This is a genomic window from Dactylosporangium darangshiense, assembly GCF_039537565.1.
GTDB lineage: Bacteria > Actinomycetota > Actinomycetes > Mycobacteriales > Micromonosporaceae > Dactylosporangium > Dactylosporangium darangshiense.
The window spans coordinates 117,749-138,284 of the sequence record NZ_BAABAT010000024.1 but is presented as its reverse complement, the minus strand read 5'-3'; the positions used below and the strand labels follow the sequence as shown (position 1 = coordinate 138,284).

Here is a 20,536-nt window from a genome sequence, read left to right as displayed (position 1 = left end):
GATGCTGCGCGAGGTCATCGTGATTCCGGAGCGGGTGACCGACTCCGACTACGTGATGCGGTTGGCCGAGGGTGTCAGCCATGCGCAGCAGACCCTCGCCGACTATGTGGTCACCGACAGCTTGAAAGCCGAGTTCGTCAAGGCGCTCGGTTTGGTGGCGCAGGCTCTGGAGACGGGCCGATCCCAGGCGGGTTTCCTGCACGGGTCGTTCGGCTCCGGCAAGAGCCACTTCATGGCCGTGCTGCACGAGATCCTGCGCCGCAACCCTGACGCGCTGGCGGTCGAGAACCTGTCGGAGCCCGTCGCGGACGCCGACCGGTGGCTCGCCGGCCGCAAGGTGCTGACGTTGACGTTCCACCTGCTTGGCGCCCGGTCGCTCGAGGCCGCGGTGCTCGGCGGCTATCGCCAGCAGGTGATGGCCTTGCACCCAGACGATCCGCCGCCAGCGGTGCACCGGTCGGATGCGCTGCTCGGCGACGCCGCGGAGTACCGCGCCGAAGTGGGCGACGAGCGGTTCTTCGCTCGGCTCAACGAGGCGTCCGGCGGTGGGTCCGCTGGATGGGGCCAGTGGCGTGGCGGCTGGGACGCCGCCCGATACGACGCCGCCGCGGCGCAGCCACCCGGCACGCCCGACCGCGACCGGCTGGTATCCGACCTGACCGCCACGCTATTCAAGGGCGCCGTCCACAGCGGCGAGTTCCTCGACATCGACGAGGGCCTCGCGGTGATCACGCAGCACGCGAAGTCGCTGAAGTACGACGCGATCGTGCTGTTCCTCGATGAGTTGATCCTGTGGTTGTCACAGCATCTTTCCAATCTGGAGTTCGTCAACCACGAGGGCGGCAAGCTCGCCAAGTTCGTCGAGTCGGCCGACCAGCACCGCCCGGTGCCGATCGTGTCGTACGTCGCTCGCCAGCGCGACCTGGTGGAGTTCCTCGGCCCGCACGTGCCGGGTGCGGAGCGGCAGGCGTTCTCCGACGTGTTCCGGCACGGCCGCGGTCGGTTCACCGAGATCGTGCTGCCGGACCGGAACCTGCCGCAGATCGCCGAGCGGCGGTTGCTGCGGAAGATCGGTGACGGCGAGCGGATCATCAAGGAGGCGTTCGAGGCGGTGCAGCGCCGCCGCGACGTGTGGGACACCCTGGTCGCCGGCAACCAGTATGGTGACGCCGGGGTCGGCTCGGACCCGGCGGTGTTCCGCCGGCTGTATCCGTTCAGCCCGGCACTGGTGGCGACGCTTGTGGCGTTGTCGCAGGCGTTGCAGCGGGAGCGGACCGCGCTGAAGGTGATGGCGCGGCTCCTGGTGGCCGGCCGGGACCGGTTGCGGGTCAATGACGTCATCGGCGTTGCCGAGCTCTTCGACGAGCTGGTCGCCAAGGGTGAACTGCCGGACAACCCGAGGCTGAAGAAACACTTCGAGACCGCCCGCGTGCTCTACGGCCGGTTGCGGTCGGTCCTGCTGGAACAGCATCAGCAGACCGAGGCGACTGCCGCGGCGTTGCCGCCGAGCCACCAGTTCAACATCGACGACCGGCTGATCAAAACGCTGCTGCTGGCGGCGCTGGTGCCGGAGGTGCCGGCGTTGGCGAACCTCAACGCCGTGCGATTGCACGCGTTGAACTACGGCAGCATGGTCAGCCCGATCATCGGCTCGGAACCGCCGCGGGTGCTCAAGCGGCTGCGTGACCTGTCGGTGTACATCCCGGAGATCCAGATCGGCGAGGGCACCGATCCGGTGATTCGCATGGAACTGTCCGAGGTCGACGCCTCGGTCCTCGTCGAGCGGGTGCCGACCACCGAAGACACGCCCGGCGCCCGGCGCCGGTTGCTGCGCGAGCTGGTCTGCGCCGAGCTGGGCATGACCCCGCCGGACGGGATGTTCGCCGCCCAACAGCACCCACGGGAGTGGCGGGGCCGTCGGCACCACATTGACGTGCTGTTCGCCAACGTCCGGGACGCCAACGAGTTGCCCGAGGCGGAGGTCGCGGCGGTTGGTGGGCGCTGGCGTGTGGTCATCGACTATCCGTTCGACGACGAGACCCACACCCGTCGTAGCGACACTGCCCGTATTCGGGTTATTGGTACGCATTTGAATAGCCAAACTCTGTTCTGGCTGCCGTACTTTCTCACCGAGGAGCGGCTGGGCCTGGTCGGTACGCTGGTGAGGCTCAATTACCTGCTTGCCGGCAGCGGAGACGACCGGCTCCGCGCAATCGCCTCGGACTTCTCCACCGAAGAGCGGCTGCAGGCCAAGGCGATGCTGGAGCAGCAGCAGCGCACCACCCGCGGCCGGCTGATTGACTGCCTCAAGCAGGCGTACGGCGTGGTGGGTGCCCTACCGGCCGACGTGGCGGATGATCCCGATCCGGTGCTGCAGACGATCGCGCGCGGGTTCACGCCGGCGAAACCGATCGGTGGCACCCTTCGCGCCGCGTCCGACCATCTGACTGGGCAGATGCTTACCTGGATCTACCCGGGTACCCCGAACCTGCCCGAGGACGAGCCGCTCGTCACCGCGGCGCAGTTGCGCAAGGTGTTCGAGTACGCCCAGCAGGCGATCGCCGACCCGGCCCGCCGGGTGCTGGTGGAGTCGGGTGACCGGCGGCATGTTCGGCGGATCGTCAATCACCTCCGGATCGGCGAGTGCACCGAGGAGGGCGTCTACACAGTCAACCCCACGTACCTGTGGTGGACCGGGCACTTCCTCCAGCAGGCCAAGGCGCTGGAGGGGGCGACCGATCGGTTCGGCGTCTTGCTGCTGCGCCGATTGACCGACCTGCCGCAGCCGCGCGGCCTGGACCGCCAGGTACAGCAGCTCCTGATTGCCGTCTTCGCGCTCGACCAGGACCTGTCCTGGTACCGGGACGACCGGAAGATCCAGGCTCCCGGGCTCGACGGCATCGCCGACGACATGGAGCTGCGGATGGACCGCCGCCCGGACGAGACGAAGTGGAAGGCCGCGCTCGACACCGTCAACGGACTCACCCCGCTCCGGTTGTCGCCGCGACTGTCCGCGGCGAACCTCGCCCGGTTCGGCGCTGCGGTGCGTGACCACGCCAAGGGCGCGCTCCCCGGCTTGCGCACCCTGGTCAAGACGCTGGAGACCCACGCCGGCCAGCTCGGCATCGATCCCGCCGCCACGACCGGCCGGCTCAACACCACCCGGCGCGCCGTCGCCCTGCTCGACACCGTCGTGGACGAGCTCGATGACGTGGTGCTGGTGGAGCTGTTGGCCGAGCCGGATCTTGGCGAGGCCGAGCCGGTGACCGCCAGTGTGTACCTGACTCGCGCGACGGCGCTTACCGAGGCATTGGCACGCACTCCGTGGAACATGCTCAGCACGGTCGCCGGGCTTCGGGACGATCGCGCCGAGGAGGGGCGTCTGCTGTTGGAGAAGCTGGCCGACTCGGCTCGCCGCGAGCAGTTGCACGCCGACCTCGCCGAGGCGTTGTCGACGGCGGCCCACGAGGCGACCGAGCTGCTAGCCAGGACGCCGCCATCGATGGTGACCCCACCGGTCGCGGTCCCGACGGTCGTGACACCGCCCGCAGCTGACCCACCCCCGGCTACCCCTTCGATCACGCCTCCGCTGGTGCGGACCGGTGGCGAGGTCACGATCTCCGATGACGCCTCGTTCGAGGATGCGGTGGCGAGGCTGCGCCGCTTCCGGGAGGCGAATGCCGGTCGCCGTGTCCGTGTGGAATGGTCGGTGGAGTGAGCACGACCCCCGCCGGTATCGCCGCGCCGAGCGCCACCGAGGCGCAGGTGCGGGCAATGGTCGCCGACTGGCTGCGCAGCGGCCGTCCGGAACGGGTCCTGGCACTGAAGGCACGCCCCGAGTGGAGCGGCACACCGACGATCCGGGTCGGCGACACCACCGTGCGGGTGGTGCCAGCCGTGTCGTCGCTCGCGGTCCGGGTCGCGCTGGTCGAGCTACCGGCCGAGGAGCGCCTGGTGGTCCTCACCGACCGCGACGACGACGACCTCGGCGCCGGGCTGCTGTCGCATTGCTCGACCCACACGGTGATCAGCATCGACCCGTGGGAGATCGTCCGGACGCACTTCGAGGCTGCCGCGCTCGACCCGGCCCTGGTCCGGCAGCGCCGCCAGCTCGCGGAGGCGTTGCTGGAACACGCACCACCGGGCAGCTGGCCACCGGTCCGCGGCGGTGTCGTCACCCGCGACGGCGCGATGCGGCTGCTGGCCGCGCGCCTACTGGGCCTCGGCCCGGACGACCTCGACGCGACCGGGCTGCTGCAATGGACCCTGCACGGCACCGACGTGGTGCGGTACACGACCGTCGACAGCGCACTGCGGTCCATCATCGCCGGCTGGCTCGCCGAGACCGCCGGCCCGACCGCGCGGTGGACCATCGCCGCCGTCGACAGCGGACACGGCACCGATGCCATCCCCCTCGGACTCGTAGCGGGCCTGCTGTGGGACGGCCGCGCGCCAACCGCTGAGGTCGCCGCCGCCCGGGTGCGGTTCGAGCAGTACCTCGGCGGCACCGCCCCCCGCGAGAGCGAAGCCGCGGAGTGGAGCACCACCGTTCTCGCCTGGGTCATGCGGGCACTGGGCGGCGAGGACCGGGTCGAGGCGCAACGCCTGCTCGGCCGGGCCGAGGACCTGGCCCGCCGGCTCCAGGCTGCCCGCCTCGTAGGCCGGTCGGACCTTCTTCCCGGCGGCCTCGACGCACGGCTTACGACGTTCGCCGAGGAGCTGCGGCTGGCGCTGCGCCAGCCCACCGGCCGCGCCTTCGAAGCGGCGGAAGCCGCACTGCGGATGGTGGCGCGGCACCGGCTCGCCACAGTCGGCGACCAGTACCCAACCGCCGTGCTGGCCATGCGCGCCCTGCGCTGGCTCAACACCCCGGACGACACCCCGATGACCCTGGCCAAGGCGGTACGCCGGCAGATCACCACCGACGGATGGCTCGACCGGGCCCGGCTCCGGCTCTGGGTCGGCGTGAGCGATCCTGCCCTCGCGGCGGTGTACCGGGACCTGCACGCCGCCGTCGTCGCCCGGCGGGACAGGCACGACGAGCAGTTCGCCGCGATTCTCGCGGCGGCCACGGCCGCCGACAGCCAGCCCGGCAGCCTGCTGTACGTCGAGGACGTCGTCCGGCGGGTCGTGAAGCCCGTTGTCGATGCGGGCCGGCTGGTGCTGTTACTCGTCGTCGACGGGATGAGCGTGGCGGCGAGCACGGAGCTGGTCGAGTCGGCGGTGGCCGCGGACTGGTGGGAGCTTACTCCGGACGGCGGGCATCGGGTTGGGGTCGTCGCGGCGCTGCCGTCGGTGACCGAGGTAAGCCGGACCAGCCTGTTCACCGGCGAACTCCGCCGGGGCGGGCAGGCTGACGAACGCGCCGGGCTCGCCAAGCAGCTCGGCCCCGACGCGGTGCTGTTCCATAAGGGTGACCTGCTTTCCGGCGCCGGCCAGAGCCTCGCGCCGCCCGTCGTAGCCGCGCTGCGGGACCCCGACGTCCGCACCGTCGCCGCGGTCGTCAACACCATCGACGACGCGCTCGACCGCAGCGACCCGGCGGCGACCGCCTGGACTCTGGAGACCGTTCGACTGGTCCGCCATCTGCTCGACGCCGCTCGCGGCCGGGTCGTGGTGCTGCTCTCCGATCACGGGCACGTCGTCGACCGGGGACCCGACGGCGACCTGCGCAGCGGCAACGGTGCCCTGTCGGCGCGGTGGCGACCCGCGGACGGCAGCCCGCCCGGCGACGGCGAAAGCCGGATTACCGGGCGGCGGGTCATCCTCGGTGATGGCGACGTCGTTCTGCCCTGGCGCGAGACCGTCCGGTACACCGCCCGCAAGGCCGGCTACCACGGCGGCGCCAGCGCTGCCGAAGTCGTCATCCCGCTCGCCATGCTCACCGCCGCCGGGGAACCGCCGCCGGTCGGCTGGTCACCGGCACCGGTCGCATCCCCGACGTGGTGGCGCGGCCCGGTCGACCTGCCGACAGACGTCACGCTGATCGAACCCACCCAGGAGGGCACGCTCTTCGACATCGCCGCCCCGGTCTCTGCCTCTTCGGCGACGGGCCCCGTCAGTGTCACGCCGCAGTTCGTGACCGCTCTACTGGCCAGCCCGCGGTACAAACGCAACCGGACCCTGCGGCTGGCTGGCCGCCCGGTGCTGCCTGATGAGCGGGTCACCGCCCTCCTCACCGCCCTGCACGAAGCGGACGGCCACCGGATGCCGATGGAGGCCCTTGCCGCCCGCTCCGGCGTTCCCGCCCAGCGGATCGGCAACGTGGTGACCATCCTGCGCCGGGTCCTCGCCGTCGAGGGGTACCAGGCGGTCGAGGTCGACGGGCAACTCGTCACGCTCGACGAACGAATGCTGCGCGAGCAGTTCGAGCTCGGAGCCCAACCGTGACGGTCGACGTCAGCCGCCGGCGGCGCCGCGAGGTGATCGATGCGCTCCGTCGAGGCACGGTCCCTCGCAACGGACTCGACCTGCTCGCGGTGGGACTCGGCCGGTTCGAGGCCGCGATCGACGCCGAACTCGACACGGCCGCCAGCGGTGGTGCGGTGTTCAAGGCGGTACGGGGCGAGTACGGTGCCGGCAAGACGTTCTTCACCCGCTGGCTCGCCGAGCGGGCGAAACACCGCGGGATGGCGACCGCCGAGGTGCAGATCTCCGAGACCGAGACCCCGTTACACCGGCTGGAGACCGTCTACCGGCGCATCTGCGACAACCTCGCCACCGCCGAGTTCCCGCCGTCCGCGCTGCGGCCAGTCCTCGACGCCTGGATGTACACCCTCGAAGAGGACGTCCTAGCCACCGGGGAAGTCGCCGAGACGGACGGCGATGCGCTTGACGTCGGCGTCGATCAACTCCTCGACCGGCGACTCGGCGAGATCGCCCGAGGCGCACCCGCCTTCGCCGCGGCCCTGCGCGGCTACCGGACCGCCGCCGGCGCCGGCGACCAGGCCACCGCCGAAGGACTCGCCGCCTGGCTCGGTGGTCAACCCAACGTCGCCTCGACCGTGCGCCGCACCGCCGGGCTAAAGGGCGAACTCGACCACTTCGGTGCGCTAGCGTTCCTGCAGGGACTACTTACCGTGCTCCGCGGCTGCGGGCATCCCGGGCTACTCATCGTCCTCGACGAGGTCGAGACCCTGCAGCGCATGCGATCCGACGTCCGGGACAAGGCGCTCAACGCGCTGCGGCAGCTCATCGACGAGGTCGACGGCGGCCGCTTTCCCGGCCTGTACCTCATCATCACCGGAACCCCGGCGTTCTTCGACGGTGTACAAGGCGCACAACGCCTTCCCCCACTGGCGCAGCGGCTCGCCACGGACTTCACCGCCGATGCCCGTTTCGACAACCCGCGCGCCGTCCAGCTCCGGCTGCCCGGCTTCACCACCGACGGGCTCCGCGAACTCGGCGGCAGGGTCCGCGATCTGTTCGTCACCGGCCTGCCCGACCGCGACCGGGTCGCCGCCACCGTCGACGACGCGTACGTGGCCCTGCTCGCCGACGCCGTCACCGGCCAGCTCGGCGGCAAAGTCGGCGTCGCACCCCGGGTCTTCCTGAAGAAACTCGTTGCCGACGTCCTCGACCGCGCCGAACAGTTCCCCGACTTCGACCCGCGCCGCCATTACCCGGTCACGCTGACCGCCGCCGACCTCACCGACGTCGAACGCAACGCCGCCGGCCTGGCGGTCGAAACCGTCGACGACATCGACCTCGCCCTGCCGTGACCGCCACCGACCGGCTGCACCCCGGCCTCGTCCACCACATCGTCAACACCCTCGGCTGGCGCACCCTCCGCCCGCTGCAAGCCGCAGCCATCGAACCGATCCTCAGCGGCGACGATGCCCTACTGCTCGCGCCGACCGCAGGCGGGAAGACCGAAGCGGCGGTGTTTCCCGCCCTGACCGCCATGGCCGACGGCAACTGGACCGGCATCTCGGTGCTGTACCTGTGCCCGCTGCGCGCGCTGCTCAACAACCTCCACCCCCGGGTCGCCGGGTACGCCAGCTGGCTCGGCCGGACCACCGGGCTCTGGCACGGCGACACTTCCGCTACCCAACGTCGACGACTACGCCTCGAACGACCGGATATCCTGCTCACCACGCCGGAGTCCCTCGAGGCAATGCTCGTGTCCACGCTGACCGACCCCCGGCAGGTCTTCGCCGATCTCCGGATCGTCATCGTCGACGAGGTCCACGCCTTCGCCGGCGACGACCGGGGCTGGCATCTGCTCGCTGTCGTCGAGCGACTCTCCCGCCTCGCCGGCCGGCGAATTCAGCGCGTCGGCCTGTCCGCCACCGTCGGCAACCCTGAGGACCTCCTGCGCTGGCTGCAAGGCACCAACGCCACCCACCGGCCAGGCGCGGTCATCGCACCGAGCGCGCCGCCCGGCCCGGCCCCGACCATAGACGTCACGCTCGACTACGTCGGCAGCGTCGACAACGCTGCCACCGTCATCGCCACCATGCACCGCGGAGAGAAACGCCTCGCCTTCTGCGACAGCCGTGCCCAGGTCGAACAGCTCGCCCTCGCGCTGCGCGCCAAAGGCGTCCGCACCTTCGTGTCCCACTCCTCCCTCGCCGTCGACGAACGCCGTCAGGCCGAGCAGGCGTTCGCCGAGGCCCGCGACTGCGTCATCGTCGCCACCGCCACCCTCGAACTCGGTGTCGACGTCGGCGACCTCGACCGCGTCATCCAACTCGACGCGCCGCGTACCGTCGCCTCGTTCCTGCAACGTCTCGGCCGCACCGGCCGCCGTCCCGGCACCGACCGCAACACCCTGTTCCTCGCCACCAAGCAAGACACGCTGCTCAAAGCTGCCGGGCTGCTCACCCTGTGGCGGGACGGGTATGTCGAGCCGGTTACCCCACCGCCGCGGCCCCGGCACATCGCGGCGCAGCAGGTTCTCGCCCTTTGTCTGCAGGAGGGCCGAATCGGTGGCGAGACCTGGCCGTCCTGGTACGGCGACCTCGCGATCTTCGACCACACCGCGCTGGCGATCGTGGAGTGGCTCGTCGAATCCGGGCACCTCGACCGGGATGCCGGCATGCTCGCCATCGGACCGCAGACCGAACGCCGATACGGCCGGCGGCATTTCATGGAACTGCTGACGGTCTTCGCCGCCGCCCCCGAGTTCGCCGTCCTGCACGGTCGGCGAGAGGTCGGCAGCACCGACGCGCTCGTACTCACCATGAAGGTCGACGGGCCGCGCGTCATCGTCCTCGGCGGCCGGCCATGGAAGGTCACCCACATCGACTGGAACCGCCAGCGCTGCTACGTCGAAGCCACCGACCTGCCAGGCCGTAGTCTCTGGCACGGTTTTCTGCCGCCGGAGTCCTGGATGCTCGCACAATCCCAGCGCCGGGTGCTCCTCGGCACCGAACCAGACGTCAACTGGTCCAACCGCGCCGTTCACACCCTTGCTGCACTGCGGCAGCAGCGCGCGTCACAGACCTGGGCCGACGGCAGCGTAGTCGAAGCACGGGAGGACGAACACCGCTGGTGGACATGGGCAGGCCGACGCGCCAACGCCACCATCGCGGCGACCCTCCCGAGAGCTGTTGTGGACGGCGCCCGCCTCGACGACCACATGATTCGGCTACGTGGCGATCTGACAGCCAATGAGCTGCGCCAACTTGTCGACGCGGTGGACGTCGGCCGGCTCCCGGCACCCGACATCGACGAGCGAGCCGTCGCTGGCCTGAAGTTCAGCGACGTCCTGCCACCCGACCTGGCGGTCGCCACACTCGCCGAGCGCGCGGCGGACACAGCCGGCGCCGCAGCGGTCCTAACAGCGCCGCTCCGCTGGGTCAGTGCCCCGTAGCGTGCAGCTCGGCGGACTCGTAGTCCAGCTGGTACACCGTCACTGCGCCGCGACGCAGCCGGTACAGCACAATCGTCGACAGCAGACTCTCCTCGACAATGCGCGCCCTTTTCCGGTATCGCTCGCTGTCATCGATCCACTCCTCGACTCGATCCGGCAACGTGAACGACAAACGGTACGCGTCGGGGCGCTCGCGCGGGAACAGCTCCCACTGGGTCACGTGTGAATCGGAACGCCGACGACGCAGGCCGACCGTGTGCCTCTGCCGATGCTGTGTGAACGTCAGGAAATGCTGCATCGTGTACGGCGGCTGCGCCGACAACGTCAGCACGAACGGCGCCGGCGGGAACCCAAGGAGCAGCTCCCGACCCTCCGCCACCTGAAGCCCCTCGCCCATCCCGGTTGCGATCTCCGCCAATTTCCGATCGATGTCCTCAGACCACCACGTTGGCGTAGCGATGCCCGGGTACGTTGGACCACCTGTCTGTAGTTGTCGACGTACCGCCTCTCGAACCTTGGCTCGAGGTACCGACGGCTTCGTGGTTCGCGCCTTCAAGGACTCCTCGAGCTCGTACACCCGGTCGGCCGCAGCCGCGACAGTGGACCGAAGCCACGCGAAGCTGTCACCGGATAGATCGACGAGGGAGATCTGATGCGCGATCGCATACTCCTGGGCCGCGGCGGAGAAGCCCGAGGTCGAGAACAGCGTGTACACGTACCGGTAGCGGCGACGTGGCCGCCGACCCGGATCGAGCTGCACATAGTTCTCGTTCACGTCGCTGACCACGCCGAACGCATTCCGCACGTCGTAGATGCCCGTGGTCTCGTTGCGGAACTTGGCCTCCACGAACAACCGGATCGGCAGCGAGAACGGCGGCACGAACGCGAACTCGCCGAGCGTGTCCGCCTGGTGGTTCGCCCCGCGTCCCGTGACCAGCAGGCCGTTGCCGGCCCACTGCAGCGCGCCGTCCGGGTCATCGCTGACGTCGACTAGCAGCCGGTACCCGCTCGAACGGACCAGCCATGCGATGGCCTCTTCAAGGAGATAGCCGCGGAGTGCCGCCAGCGAAGTCACCGCCGAACAATACCGGTTGGGACCAAGTCCGCATCGCGTCCTGTCAATGCGGTCCGAGATCGATCAAGCGAGCCGTCGAAGGTGATCGTCGGCGCCCGAATTGGCGTGCGATGCCACCGTCATTGCCCGGAATGCTCTGGCGATGCGCCCGGGTGGCGTCAGCTGGTCAGCGCTGCAATTGGGTGGACGAGATCTCGCAGGCGGCTGGGGTCGGAAGCAGCGACGTAGCGGAAACTCTGGGGCGGTTGGAACGGCCCGTCTTCTCGCAGGCGCTGCAGCGGCAAGGGCTGGTTGAGCCTGCATACGTTGCCCAGGTGCAGCAGGTACACCTGGGAGGTGCCCTCGAGGTACGCATCAAACTCGCGGCGGGCTAGGCCGAGGGTGTGACGGTATCTGCGCCATGCTGTGTTGTGGTCGTCGCTGTGCACCGCGGAGAGGCGGGCTGTGCCGACCACCGCCCGTCGCGGGGAGCTGGCGTAGAGGATGATCGGGGTGCCGGCGGACGCGTTGACGGGACGGCGTCGGACTTCGATGGTCTTGGTGCCGGCGAGGATCGCGTCGGCAAACCGGGGGCGCAGCGATAACAGCAGGGTGCGTTCGACGGTCATGGTGTTCTGCCCTCCTCGTACAGCGCCGTGAACAGATCCGCCGGGATTGGCAGCGGGCCGAACGGCACTTGGTCGTGTGAGGCGTACCGCTGGCTCAATTCGCGCAGCCGGGCCCGAGGCACAGGCGTCGGGAAAATCTCGGTGTTGGTGAAGCGCAGTGCTTGGACACGGCCGCCGCGTGCAGCCTGACCAACCGTGGCCCTGTCCCACACGCCGAGGTGCTGGAACCGGTCGTGCAGTTCGTCCGGGGCGCCGACGACGACTTCGTCGAGCTGCGAGCAGGCGATGACGGCGGCGGGCTGCGGGGTTGTGCTGCCGCCTCCGCTCATGTACCACAGCAGCCGGGCGGGGGCTTTGACCTGTATGCCTCCGGGACGTTTGTAGTACACGTGCTCCCGGGTGAGGCCGAGGGCGTTGTTGCGGGGCAGTAACCCCGATGGGATACCCAGCAGGTCGGCCGAGTACGCCTGCTGGATCGGGATGAGATACGACCGCAGCGCACTGTCGGTGATCTTCGCTGGCCACCAGATGCGTTCCAGTTCGGCGGCGGCGACGGCGGGCATACTTGATCGTAACGGAGGCGGCTCGGGCAGGCCGACCTGCCGTGCGGCAAGCACCGCGCGGTGTTCGACCACGGCGGCCGGGCCGGCAACGTCCAGCGCGTACCCGTAGAGGTGCCCGTCGACGAAGTGGAAGCCCTCGTTGTAGGCGGCGAGTCGTACCGCAGGCGATAGATGGCGGTCGCTGATTCGAATGGTGTCGACCCCGGTAGTGCGGACGTGCTCGCGCAGCAGAAACATCAACTGCCGGGCGAAGGTGTCCGCGAGCCCGTCGTTGGCCACCCGCAGCAGCGGCACCTCCAGCACTCGGGTCGTCGCATGAGCCGAGAACACGGCAGTGATGTCCCCGGCCGGGGTGAAGATGCCGACGCGGTCGTGGCCGGCCAGCGCGAGTCCTCGTATCAGGTTCACCAGGTCTCGCGGTCGTTCGCCAGACCCGGTGCTGGCTAAGGGCAGCGCGTCGTCTTCATGGCCGCTGCCGATGAGCTGCTGCGAGTATTCGGTGCTGAGCAACTCAACCGGCCGGTATGACTCGGCGCGCACGAGCTCGTCGATATGGACGACTACGTCCACAGGCCGCAGAATCCGCAGCCCGTACCGTCCTCCGACGAAACCCAACGTCCGACCCAGATTCTCGTCGCGGGTGATGAAGACGTTGAGGTTCGCGGCGACGGCGTCAGCGACGTGTTGCAGATCCCGCCGGTCCTGGTCGGTTCGTGGGTAGCCGGGGCTGGACGCCTGCGCCTCGGTCTGGATCTCCCGCGCGATCTGCGCCTGCCGGTCAGGATCGGTCCGCACGGCGGTAAACGGTTGCGCCTGCCGGGCGAACTTCGCCCGCCGATCGCCGCTCATCGCATTGATCTCGGCGTCGAGAGCGGCGGTACGCACCAGCTCAAGCAGGCCGATGAGGTGATCGGCGAGCAGGGACCGGGACTCCTCGCTGTCGTGGCGCTGCTCGGCCATGTCGCGGAGCACGTTCATGTCGACGGCCGCGCGGACGAGGACCGTTTCGGGGTCCGGGGTGAACAGGTGGCCGTGGTGATGATCCCGCCACCAGTCCACGAGTGCCTGACGATCTTTGCCGCGTCCGGGTCGCTCGCCGAGCTGCGTGAAGCCGAGCTTGATCCACATTTCGCCGAGGTTGTAGTTGTGCCGGCAGCGTACGGCGATGCCGAGGTGGTCGGCGTGGCGATCGCTGATGAACTCGACCATCCGTAGGGCGACGCGGCGGTTGCGGAACGCCTGGTCGACGCAGAGGTGCGCCAGGCGGACCCGGCTTCTGGCCAGCGCGTAGAGCGCGTAACCGATGACCTGGTCACCGGTATAGGCCAGCAGCAGCGTGCCCTTGCCCGCCGCATCGGTGTAGGCGGCGAACGGCATCGGCCCTAGCGTGGCCCGCGAGCGGTTGCCCAGCGCGATGGCTGCCTTGATTCCGGCCTCGTCGCCGACATCGACTGGAGTCAATCGAAGATCCGAAAACGACTCCGCGCGATCTACAGACATAAGCGCAGTGTGCACGAACATGTGCATACAGTGGAAGATGTCAGGTATAGCCCATCAGTGCGGACTGCTCGATCGATGGCGGAGGTCGGCCCCGTCGAACGGCTGACTCATTCCGCAACTTCCCGCACGTCGAGAGCGCGCCCCTCAGCGATGCCGCCTTCAACCTCGGCTAGCGCACGGCGGCGCCGCCGCGACTACTGCCCGTCATGCAACTATGTCGAGCTTGCGGTACCAGGTCGTCACCTGTTGTTCGAGGACGGCGAGTCACTGCGCCGGCACGGGCCCGGTGGGCAGATGGCGGTGCATGCGGATCTCGCGGCACAGCAACAGGCCGAGGTTCACCATGAACGGCAGCACGATCTCACGGTGTCGGATCTCCGCGGTGATGGCTGCGGCGAGGGTTGGGCTGGCGGCGGCGACGTGTACAGCACGGCCAGGTCGTAGCCGGGCAGGAACCGGCCGCAGAGCTCCCAGTCCACCAACATGCAGCCGCCCTCGGCAGCAGGACCTTGGTCGGGATCGGATCGCCGTGCGCGAACGCGGCCGCGGCGCCGATGCGCTCAAGGAGTCCGTGCAGCCGATGCCGGTCGGCGTCATCGAGCAGGCCGGCGTCGAGTTCGGCGTCGATGCGAGCCAGGCACGTGACGGCCGGGTCCTCCACCCGGCCGTACTCGCCATCGGCAGGCGGGGTCCAGGTCGCGACCTGCCGCAGCGTGGCAAGAATGGCTTGCACGGTTGACGGTTCGAGGTCGGCGTCGAGGTGGCGCTGCTCGTGCAGCCGTTCGCCAGGCAACGTACTGAGCAGCGTGGCCCGGTCGTCGGACCACAACAGTACCGGCACCGCGAACGGGGCGGAAACGGGTGAAGCGGCAGTATGCCGCGAGCTCCCGGCAGCCGACCCAGTACGCGTCGTCCGTGCTGATCATCTTGAGGATGACCGGTGCACCGTCGCGGGCGCCGGACGCCACGATTTCTGCCAGTTCTACGCCGACCACGCCGACCGGGAGTTACCCGGCCATCCCAGCGGTGACCCGGACGCGACAGTATCTGTAGGTTGCCACCTGGCTTGCGCACGTCCCGTTAGATCTGCGCCATCCTGCTCCGCAGTTCCGTTCGTTCAGCTCCAGATTTCTCGTCGTGGCGCTCGTAGCGTTACCCGCTTGCGCGAGCGATCCTTTCATATGTCGCGCCGGGCACCCAGGTCAGTCGTACGCGAGCTCCGCCGGTCGAAGCTGACATGTGCTCGATGTGGGCGCCGACCGCCGCGAGCGTGGCTCCAATGGACTGCTGCTGGCTTGCCAGGAGCAGCACCGGGACGTCACCGGCCCGGCCCCGGGCGCGAATAGTGATCTCCAGTCCGTCCTCTGTGCTGGCCGCCCGAACGACTACATGGACTGCGCCGGCAACACCGGTCGCCTCGTCCAAGGCGGAGCGGGTAGCGTCCAACAGGGCCGCGCCGACCTCACCTGGCGGGTCGCTCGTTAGTTCCGTGCGTACGAACTCCACTCGCAGTCCGCGGGCCCGGTATGCGTCGGCGATCTTCGTCAGCTCGACTGCAAGATCGTGCTCGGGCCGAGTCGGCGGCTGCAGCGTCGAGCGGAGCCGAGTGGCCGCGCTCATCGCCAGGCCCCGCACAGTTTTTGCTAGCCTCTCCGAGGGCACATCGGCGTTGTCGCAACAGGCAACGATGCGTGCCAGGGATGCGGAAACGTCGGTGTACGTGTCCCGCAGCGCCCACGTTCGCTCGATGGTGCGACCTGCCTCTATTCCGGCTTCGACCGCCCGGCGAGCGTTGCTTCGCGCTAGGGTCGACACCATCCAAGCCATTAGGAACGCGGCCACCAGCCATCCCTGGCGGGAAGCAATCTGCAGCAGCCCAGCCCCGTCCAGCGGCGCGCCGTTGAGCCAGGCCATTGGAAACTGAAGGGCCAGCGCGGCGGCGACCAGGCCCAGACCGGCCCACGCGCCACGCGCCACGGTCCAGAACGCAACCACGCCTACGACATAGGTCCACAGAATGTCGTGGCCAGCAGCTAGCTGGGTGCCGACGGGTAGGACATGTGCGGCCCAGAGGTTCATAGCTCCGCAGATTGCGGCGTCCGCGACAAGCAGCAGAGGTGATCGTAGTAGGCCGTGTAGCCGGCCAAAGAGCACGCTGGCAAGCAGTACGACGTCGCCGCAGACCACTAAGCCGACGATCGCGGTGTAGGTGACCGGGATGTTGAGGTTAAGGTTAGCCAGCGCGGTGAGCGCCTGCAGTGGGCTGAGCGCGATCCGGTAGGCGAGGGCGACCAGCGCAAACCAGCCGATCGCGGTACCGGCCAAGACATCAACAGTCTGCGACTCGTGCAGCGCCACCGTCGGCCCGACGCGCGATCGCCTAAGGGCGCCTACCGGAGCGACAAGCGTCACGGTCGTGCCGGCACTCGGCGCCGAGGTGATGTCCGCGTGCCCGCCGGCCTCCTTGAGCCGCGCCTGTATGGACTGCGCGATGCCGAAGCCAGGCGTAGGCAGGCTGGGATCGAAGCCGACGCCATTGTCGCGTATGTGAATGCTGATCTCGTCGCCGGTGTCGGCGGCGGTCATCCAGACGTCTGGGGTGCGGGCATGTTTGCTGACGTTGGTTAGCGCCTCCCGGATGGCCCCAACCAGGGCACGCACGATGGGTTCTGGTGGTTCGGCGGTGAGTTGGGAGACGGACAAGCGCACCAGTAGGTCCCGCGTCGCGTATTCGCGTACCAGGGCGTACAAGCTGTCCCGCAGGCCTTCCTGACGTCGTTCGTCGGTCAGCATCGCCGTGTTGAGCTGCTGCCACTGCTCGTGCGCGGTGGCGCGGATCTCCGCCCGCTGGTCGGGGCCGAGGTCGCCGCTAGCGGTCTGCCAGTTGATCCGTGCGAAGGTTTGCAGAACTGTGTCGTGTAGGTCGCGGAACGCCAGGGCTCGTTGCAGGGCGCGACCTTCACGGTTGCTCTCTTCTACCGCACGGCGAGTGCTCTCACTCGACAACCGCTCGGCGAGCACTGGAATGGCGATTGCTGCGAACAGCCATCCGTCGCGGGCGATCAAGTGCAAGATCCCCTCATCGGTCAGGGTAGCCCGGTTGACCAGCGCCATGGCGAGGGGAAGCCCCGCACCGGCGCTGAGCAGCAGCGCACCGGTGCGAGGCCCGCGAATAATCGTCCACAATGCAGCCGTACTCGTCGCGTAGAGCCAGAAGATGTCGCAGTAAGGCAGCAGAATCCGGTTCGGCGGTAGGGCTGCGGCCGAACCGATGTTGACGGCTACCGTCACCAGAAGGTCACACGCCATGAAGGCCGGGGAGCGCAGCAGTATGACCTGCCGACCGGTTAGCGCCCAAGCGGTCAAGCCAGCGTTGACGACGGTGAGAAGTGCCACCACCGCCAGGTGCGCCGTGGTCAACTCTCCCAGTACGTCCGTACTCCCGAGAAAGATGATTGGGTTTACCAGCGTACGGTGCACCAGCGCGCCGAGGACGAGCCAATCGCCGAGGGACCGGCTCGACCGAGGATGATCTGGGAACTGCTGCACGGTTCCTCCGATCGGCGGTGGGGCGGTGTTCTAGTGCGGGCGAGGTGGTTTGCGCTGGAATCTGGACAGAATGCCGCGCTCGATCGCGAACCGCGTTAGGTCCGCACGCCTTCGCGCGCCGGTCTTGTCGCGGATGCGTTCGAGGTGCCGGTTGACGGTCTTCTCGCTAATGACTAGCTGAGCGGCGATCTCGGGAGTGGTGTCGCCGCTGGCCACCAAACGCAGGATCTGGACCTCGCGGGCAGTCAGACGAGCCGCGTCACGTAACAGGAATCCGGCGACGGTCGCGGAAAAGTACGTCTTCCCGCCAGCGACCGTCCGGGCTGCGCGCAGGATCTCGTCCGGCTCTGCCTCTTTTGTAAGATACCCGTTTGCGCCGGCTCCGATAGCCTCTTGTACGGCAAGCTCCTCGTCGGACATCGACAGCACCAGAACGCGGTGGCCGCGCTCGACGAGGCGTTTGACGGCATCCGCGCCCTGGAACTCGCTGGACCGCAGGTATAGGTCGAGCAGGATGACGTCGACGGCGGTGAGGTGCTTCGCCTCGAGCTCCTCCACCGAGGCAACCGAGGCAACCGCAGTCATTCCGGTCTCGTTGTCCACGATCGCAGCGAGTCCCAGCCTCGTCACCGGGTCGTCCTCCACAATAGCGATCGTGATCATCGCCGACGACTCCTCCATCCGCGGTCTAGTAGGGGTGGGACACGGCCGAGCAGACTGCTGCGACGATACGCCGAGATTGGTCGACTTCTTTAACGGCGACGCGTATATACCGATCTCGGAAGTCCGGCGAGAGGGGAGATACGTCGCGAACAAAGACGCCGAGGTCCTCGCATTGGCGCCGCACCTCCGCGGCGGTGCCCTCGTACGGCAACCGGACGAGGACAAAGTTCGCCTCCGACTCAAGAACCTGCACGTCGGCAGCGGCACGCAGCCCGTCCGCCAGCGTCCGCCGCAGCTCCCCAGTGCGCTGCCAGCAACGCAGGTAGTGGGTCGGGTCCTGGAGCGCCCGAATTGCAGCGATCTGCGCAGGGAGCGCGACCGGCCACGGCGGTGACCACCGGCGAAGATCGGTCGCGAATGGTGCGGCGGCGACCAGGTAGCCCACGCGGAGGCCGGAGAGAGCGTACGCCTTGGACATCGTCTTGCAGACGATCAGGTTGTTAGAGAGCGCGACCATCGGTTCCAAGGTTTCGGACGGGCTGACGTAGTCGATGTACGCCTCGTCGACCCAGATGGTCGTGGATGCTGGCGCATTCTGCAGTACATCCCACAGCTGCTTTCCCGGCACGTGCCGACCTGTCGGGTTGCCCGGATTCACCAGGACAACCAGGTCGTATCCGCGGCCTAGAGCACGCTGCAACTCGCCTTGGTCCAGTTGCCAGCCGTTCTCCGGGCGCAGCCTCAGCACGTCGATTCGAGCGCCGAGCTTCTCGACCAGGTGCGGATACTCGCCGTAGGTGGGCTGCATGAGCAGCACCCGCGAGCCCTGGCCAATCAGCCGGGGAAAGGTCCGATAGATCAGATCGGAGGAACCGGCTCCAACGACGATCGAGTCGCGGTCCAAGCCACGCGCCTTGGCGATCTCCGTGATTAAGCCATCGGCCTGAGCTGGGGGTGAACTGCGCGCGAGCCAGCCGGGATCCTCGATCAAAGCCGTGAGCACCCTGGGCGCCGGCGAGAACCACGCATCGAGCACGTCGGCAGTGATGATGAGCTCGCGGCGGTCGAGACGGTCAAATCCTGTCCCGATCGCGTCGAAGGAGCGGCCGCCGTGCGCGCAGTGGTGCGGATCCGGGCTGAACGAACTGGCCAGCTCCCACTGCACGAGCCTAGCGAGCCGAGGCAGGATCCGCCGGTAGGCCTGTGCGAACGCGGTCTCCGCACCAGCTACGCTGCCACGCATCAAGCCGTAGCGCTGGGAGCCGACGGTGAACTCATAGTCGGTCCGATGCAACCCAAGTTTGGCGTACATGTCCTGGGTCTCTGCTCGGCCCATGGCAATCACGCTCTCGCCGCCGCGGGACACCACCCAGCGCAAGGCGGCGTACATCAGCAGGCTCGCTACCGGCGTGTGCCGGAACCGCTGACGCACGGTCAGGGCACGGACCTCGTACGGCGAGTCTGCGCGCACCTCCCGTGCGATCTGCGCGTCCAGGTACCGCTCCACGAAGTACCGTGGCGCCTCTGGCGGCGTGAGGCTAATAAAACCGGCCAGCGTCGAGCCGACCTCGGCCAATAGGAACACGTTGGCGCTGTCGGCTGGCTCGGCGAGACGTCCGTCGTCGCTGGCGGGGTACTGCTGGAGTTCGGCCGCGTATACCTCGTGGCGCAGGCTGAAGATGTCGTCAAGGTCAGACCGCGTCCCTATGCGGATGGTGATGGGACCCGACATGGTCGATCCTCTCATCGTCTATTGCACCTGCCGGTGGTTCCTCACTAGAAGCTTGTCGCCCTGCCGAGCCGGCAAGTAGGGCAGAAACCCCCAATCGCCGGTTACGGATAGCGCTGCCACCGGTACGGCACGATGCTGATCCGCAGCCCAGCCAGTCGGAGTGCGCCCCAGAGGATGTTCTTGAGCGCGAACAGCGCCGGCGACTCCATCTCAAAGCGCCGCGCCGACACCCCAATCGAGAGTTCGCGGCGGTAGACCACACCCCCGACGAGGCGGCCGAGCTGGCGGAAGAAGTGGGAATCTTCTCCCGCCACCACCGTCTCGTCGAACCCTCCGACCCGGTCGAATGCCTCGCGCCGCACCGCGACGAGGGCGCCGAGTCCCTGCGGTAGGCCGAGCCGGTCGCATACCTGGAAGTGCCGGTCCAGCATGCGGTAGCACAGCCGGACGAACCAGCTCCCGGAGAGTGGCATGAGGCGAACATGCATCGCATTGACAGCTGGGTCGGCGAACCCCGCAGCCAACTGGCTAAGCACCTCGGGGGTGGGCTGTACATCCGCGTCCAGGAAGAGAAGAAGCGACCGATGTGCAACCCGTGCACCGGCGTTACGCCCGTGGGCCGGCCGCCCCCCAGCCACCACGCGGGCACCGGCGGCGACGGCAACCTGGGCCGTGCCGTCCTCCGATTCGGCATCCGCCACAATTACCTCGCCGACCGAGGGAGATGCCTGGAGCGCGCGAACGAGCGGCGGAAGCAGGCGCGCCTCGTTCCAGGTCGGAACAACGACGGAGAATGCCTCAATACTGGACATGCGAAGATTTGAGCACACTTCAGATTGCACGCCCAGGGTCTTATCACCCAATCGAGAAGGCTAGCCCCGCCGTTAAGATCAAAGTAGCCAGCGCCACAGACACGACGACCGTCAGCAACACGGCCCGCATCGTACGAGACTGATCATGACTGACCTCACGGATCGTCCGGAGAAATTCGGTGAGCATCTCCATGAGGGGTTCCATGGCCGTTCCTTT

General features: G+C 68.3%; 13 protein-coding genes. 5 read left to right on the top strand and 8 right to left on the bottom strand.

The features are described from left to right. The first annotated feature begins 1 nt into the window (after position 1). From ABD901_RS34925 to ABD901_RS34910, 4 genes are read left to right on the top strand one after another with little or no spacing between them, the layout of a single operon-like run. Positions 2-3,718, top strand: a complete 3,717-nt coding sequence (locus tag ABD901_RS34925; protein WP_345133593.1) for a BREX-2 system ATPase PglY family protein — start codon at positions 2-4, stop codon at positions 3,716-3,718. Next, positions 3,715-6,390 carry a BREX-2 system phosphatase PglZ gene (pglZ, locus tag ABD901_RS34920; RefSeq protein WP_345133533.1) on the top strand — a complete coding sequence of 892 codons (2,676 nt, stop codon included), beginning with the start codon at positions 3,715-3,717 and terminating at the stop codon, positions 6,388-6,390. The genes ABD901_RS34925 and pglZ overlap by 4 nt, the downstream gene beginning before the upstream one ends. Next, a complete protein-coding gene (brxD, locus tag ABD901_RS34915; RefSeq protein WP_345133530.1) occupies positions 6,387-7,721 on the top strand; it encodes a BREX system ATP-binding protein BrxD in 1,335 nt (444 codons plus the stop codon). Before pglZ ends, brxD begins: the two co-directional genes overlap by 4 nt. After that, positions 7,718-9,817, top strand: coding sequence for a DEAD/DEAH box helicase (locus tag ABD901_RS34910; protein ID WP_345133528.1), 2,100 nt, complete (start codon positions 7,718-7,720; stop codon positions 9,815-9,817). The genes brxD and ABD901_RS34910 overlap by 4 nt, the downstream gene beginning before the upstream one ends. Here ABD901_RS34910 and ABD901_RS34905 read toward each other — a convergent pair. From ABD901_RS34905 to ABD901_RS34895, 3 genes are all read right to left on the bottom strand, one after another. Then, positions 9,804-10,892, bottom strand: coding sequence for a hypothetical protein (locus ABD901_RS34905; RefSeq protein WP_345133526.1), 1,089 nt, complete (start codon positions 10,890-10,892; stop codon positions 9,804-9,806). The two genes, ABD901_RS34910 and ABD901_RS34905, sit on opposite strands and share 14 nt — an antisense overlap. A gap of 158 nt (positions 10,893-11,050) precedes the next feature. Continuing rightward, on the bottom strand, positions 11,051-11,500 hold the full coding sequence (locus ABD901_RS34900) for an ASCH domain-containing protein (protein ID WP_345133524.1): 450 nt from the start codon (positions 11,498-11,500) through the stop codon (positions 11,051-11,053). Beyond that, entirely contained in the window at positions 11,497-13,590 is a 2,094-nt protein-coding gene (locus ABD901_RS34895) for a GNAT family N-acetyltransferase (protein WP_345133522.1), read from the bottom strand. Before ABD901_RS34895 ends, ABD901_RS34900 begins: the two co-directional genes overlap by 4 nt. Positions 13,591-14,092: 502 nt before the next feature. On the opposite strand from ABD901_RS34895, the gene ABD901_RS34890 reads away from it, so the two are divergent. Beyond that, positions 14,093-14,302, top strand: coding sequence for a hypothetical protein (locus ABD901_RS34890; RefSeq protein WP_345133520.1), 210 nt, complete (start codon positions 14,093-14,095; stop codon positions 14,300-14,302). 413 nt (positions 14,303-14,715) lie between these two features. Here the strand turns inward: ABD901_RS34890 and ABD901_RS34885 are convergent, their stop codons facing one another. From ABD901_RS34885 to ABD901_RS34865, 5 genes are all read right to left on the bottom strand, one after another. After that, positions 14,716-17,112 (bottom strand): sensor histidine kinase, encoded by a 2,397-nt coding sequence (locus tag ABD901_RS34885; RefSeq protein WP_345133518.1) that lies wholly within the window; start codon positions 17,110-17,112, stop codon positions 14,716-14,718. A gap of 30 nt (positions 17,113-17,142) precedes the next feature. Then, positions 17,143-17,793, bottom strand: a complete 651-nt coding sequence (locus ABD901_RS34880; protein WP_345133516.1) for a LuxR C-terminal-related transcriptional regulator — start codon at positions 17,791-17,793, stop codon at positions 17,143-17,145. 7 nt (positions 17,794-17,800) lie between these two features. Further along, positions 17,801-19,507 carry an aminotransferase class I/II-fold pyridoxal phosphate-dependent enzyme gene (locus ABD901_RS34875; protein ID WP_345133514.1) on the bottom strand — a complete coding sequence of 569 codons (1,707 nt, stop codon included), beginning with the start codon at positions 19,505-19,507 and terminating at the stop codon, positions 17,801-17,803. 101 nt (positions 19,508-19,608) lie between these two features. Next, positions 19,609-20,319, bottom strand: coding sequence for a glycosyltransferase (locus tag ABD901_RS34870; protein WP_345133512.1), 711 nt, complete (start codon positions 20,317-20,319; stop codon positions 19,609-19,611). Positions 20,320-20,362: 43 nt separating this feature from the next. After that, complete coding sequence (locus ABD901_RS34865; RefSeq protein ID WP_345133510.1) at positions 20,363-20,512, bottom strand: hypothetical protein; 150 nt, start codon at positions 20,510-20,512, stop codon at positions 20,363-20,365. Positions 20,513-20,536: the final 24 nt, after the last annotated feature.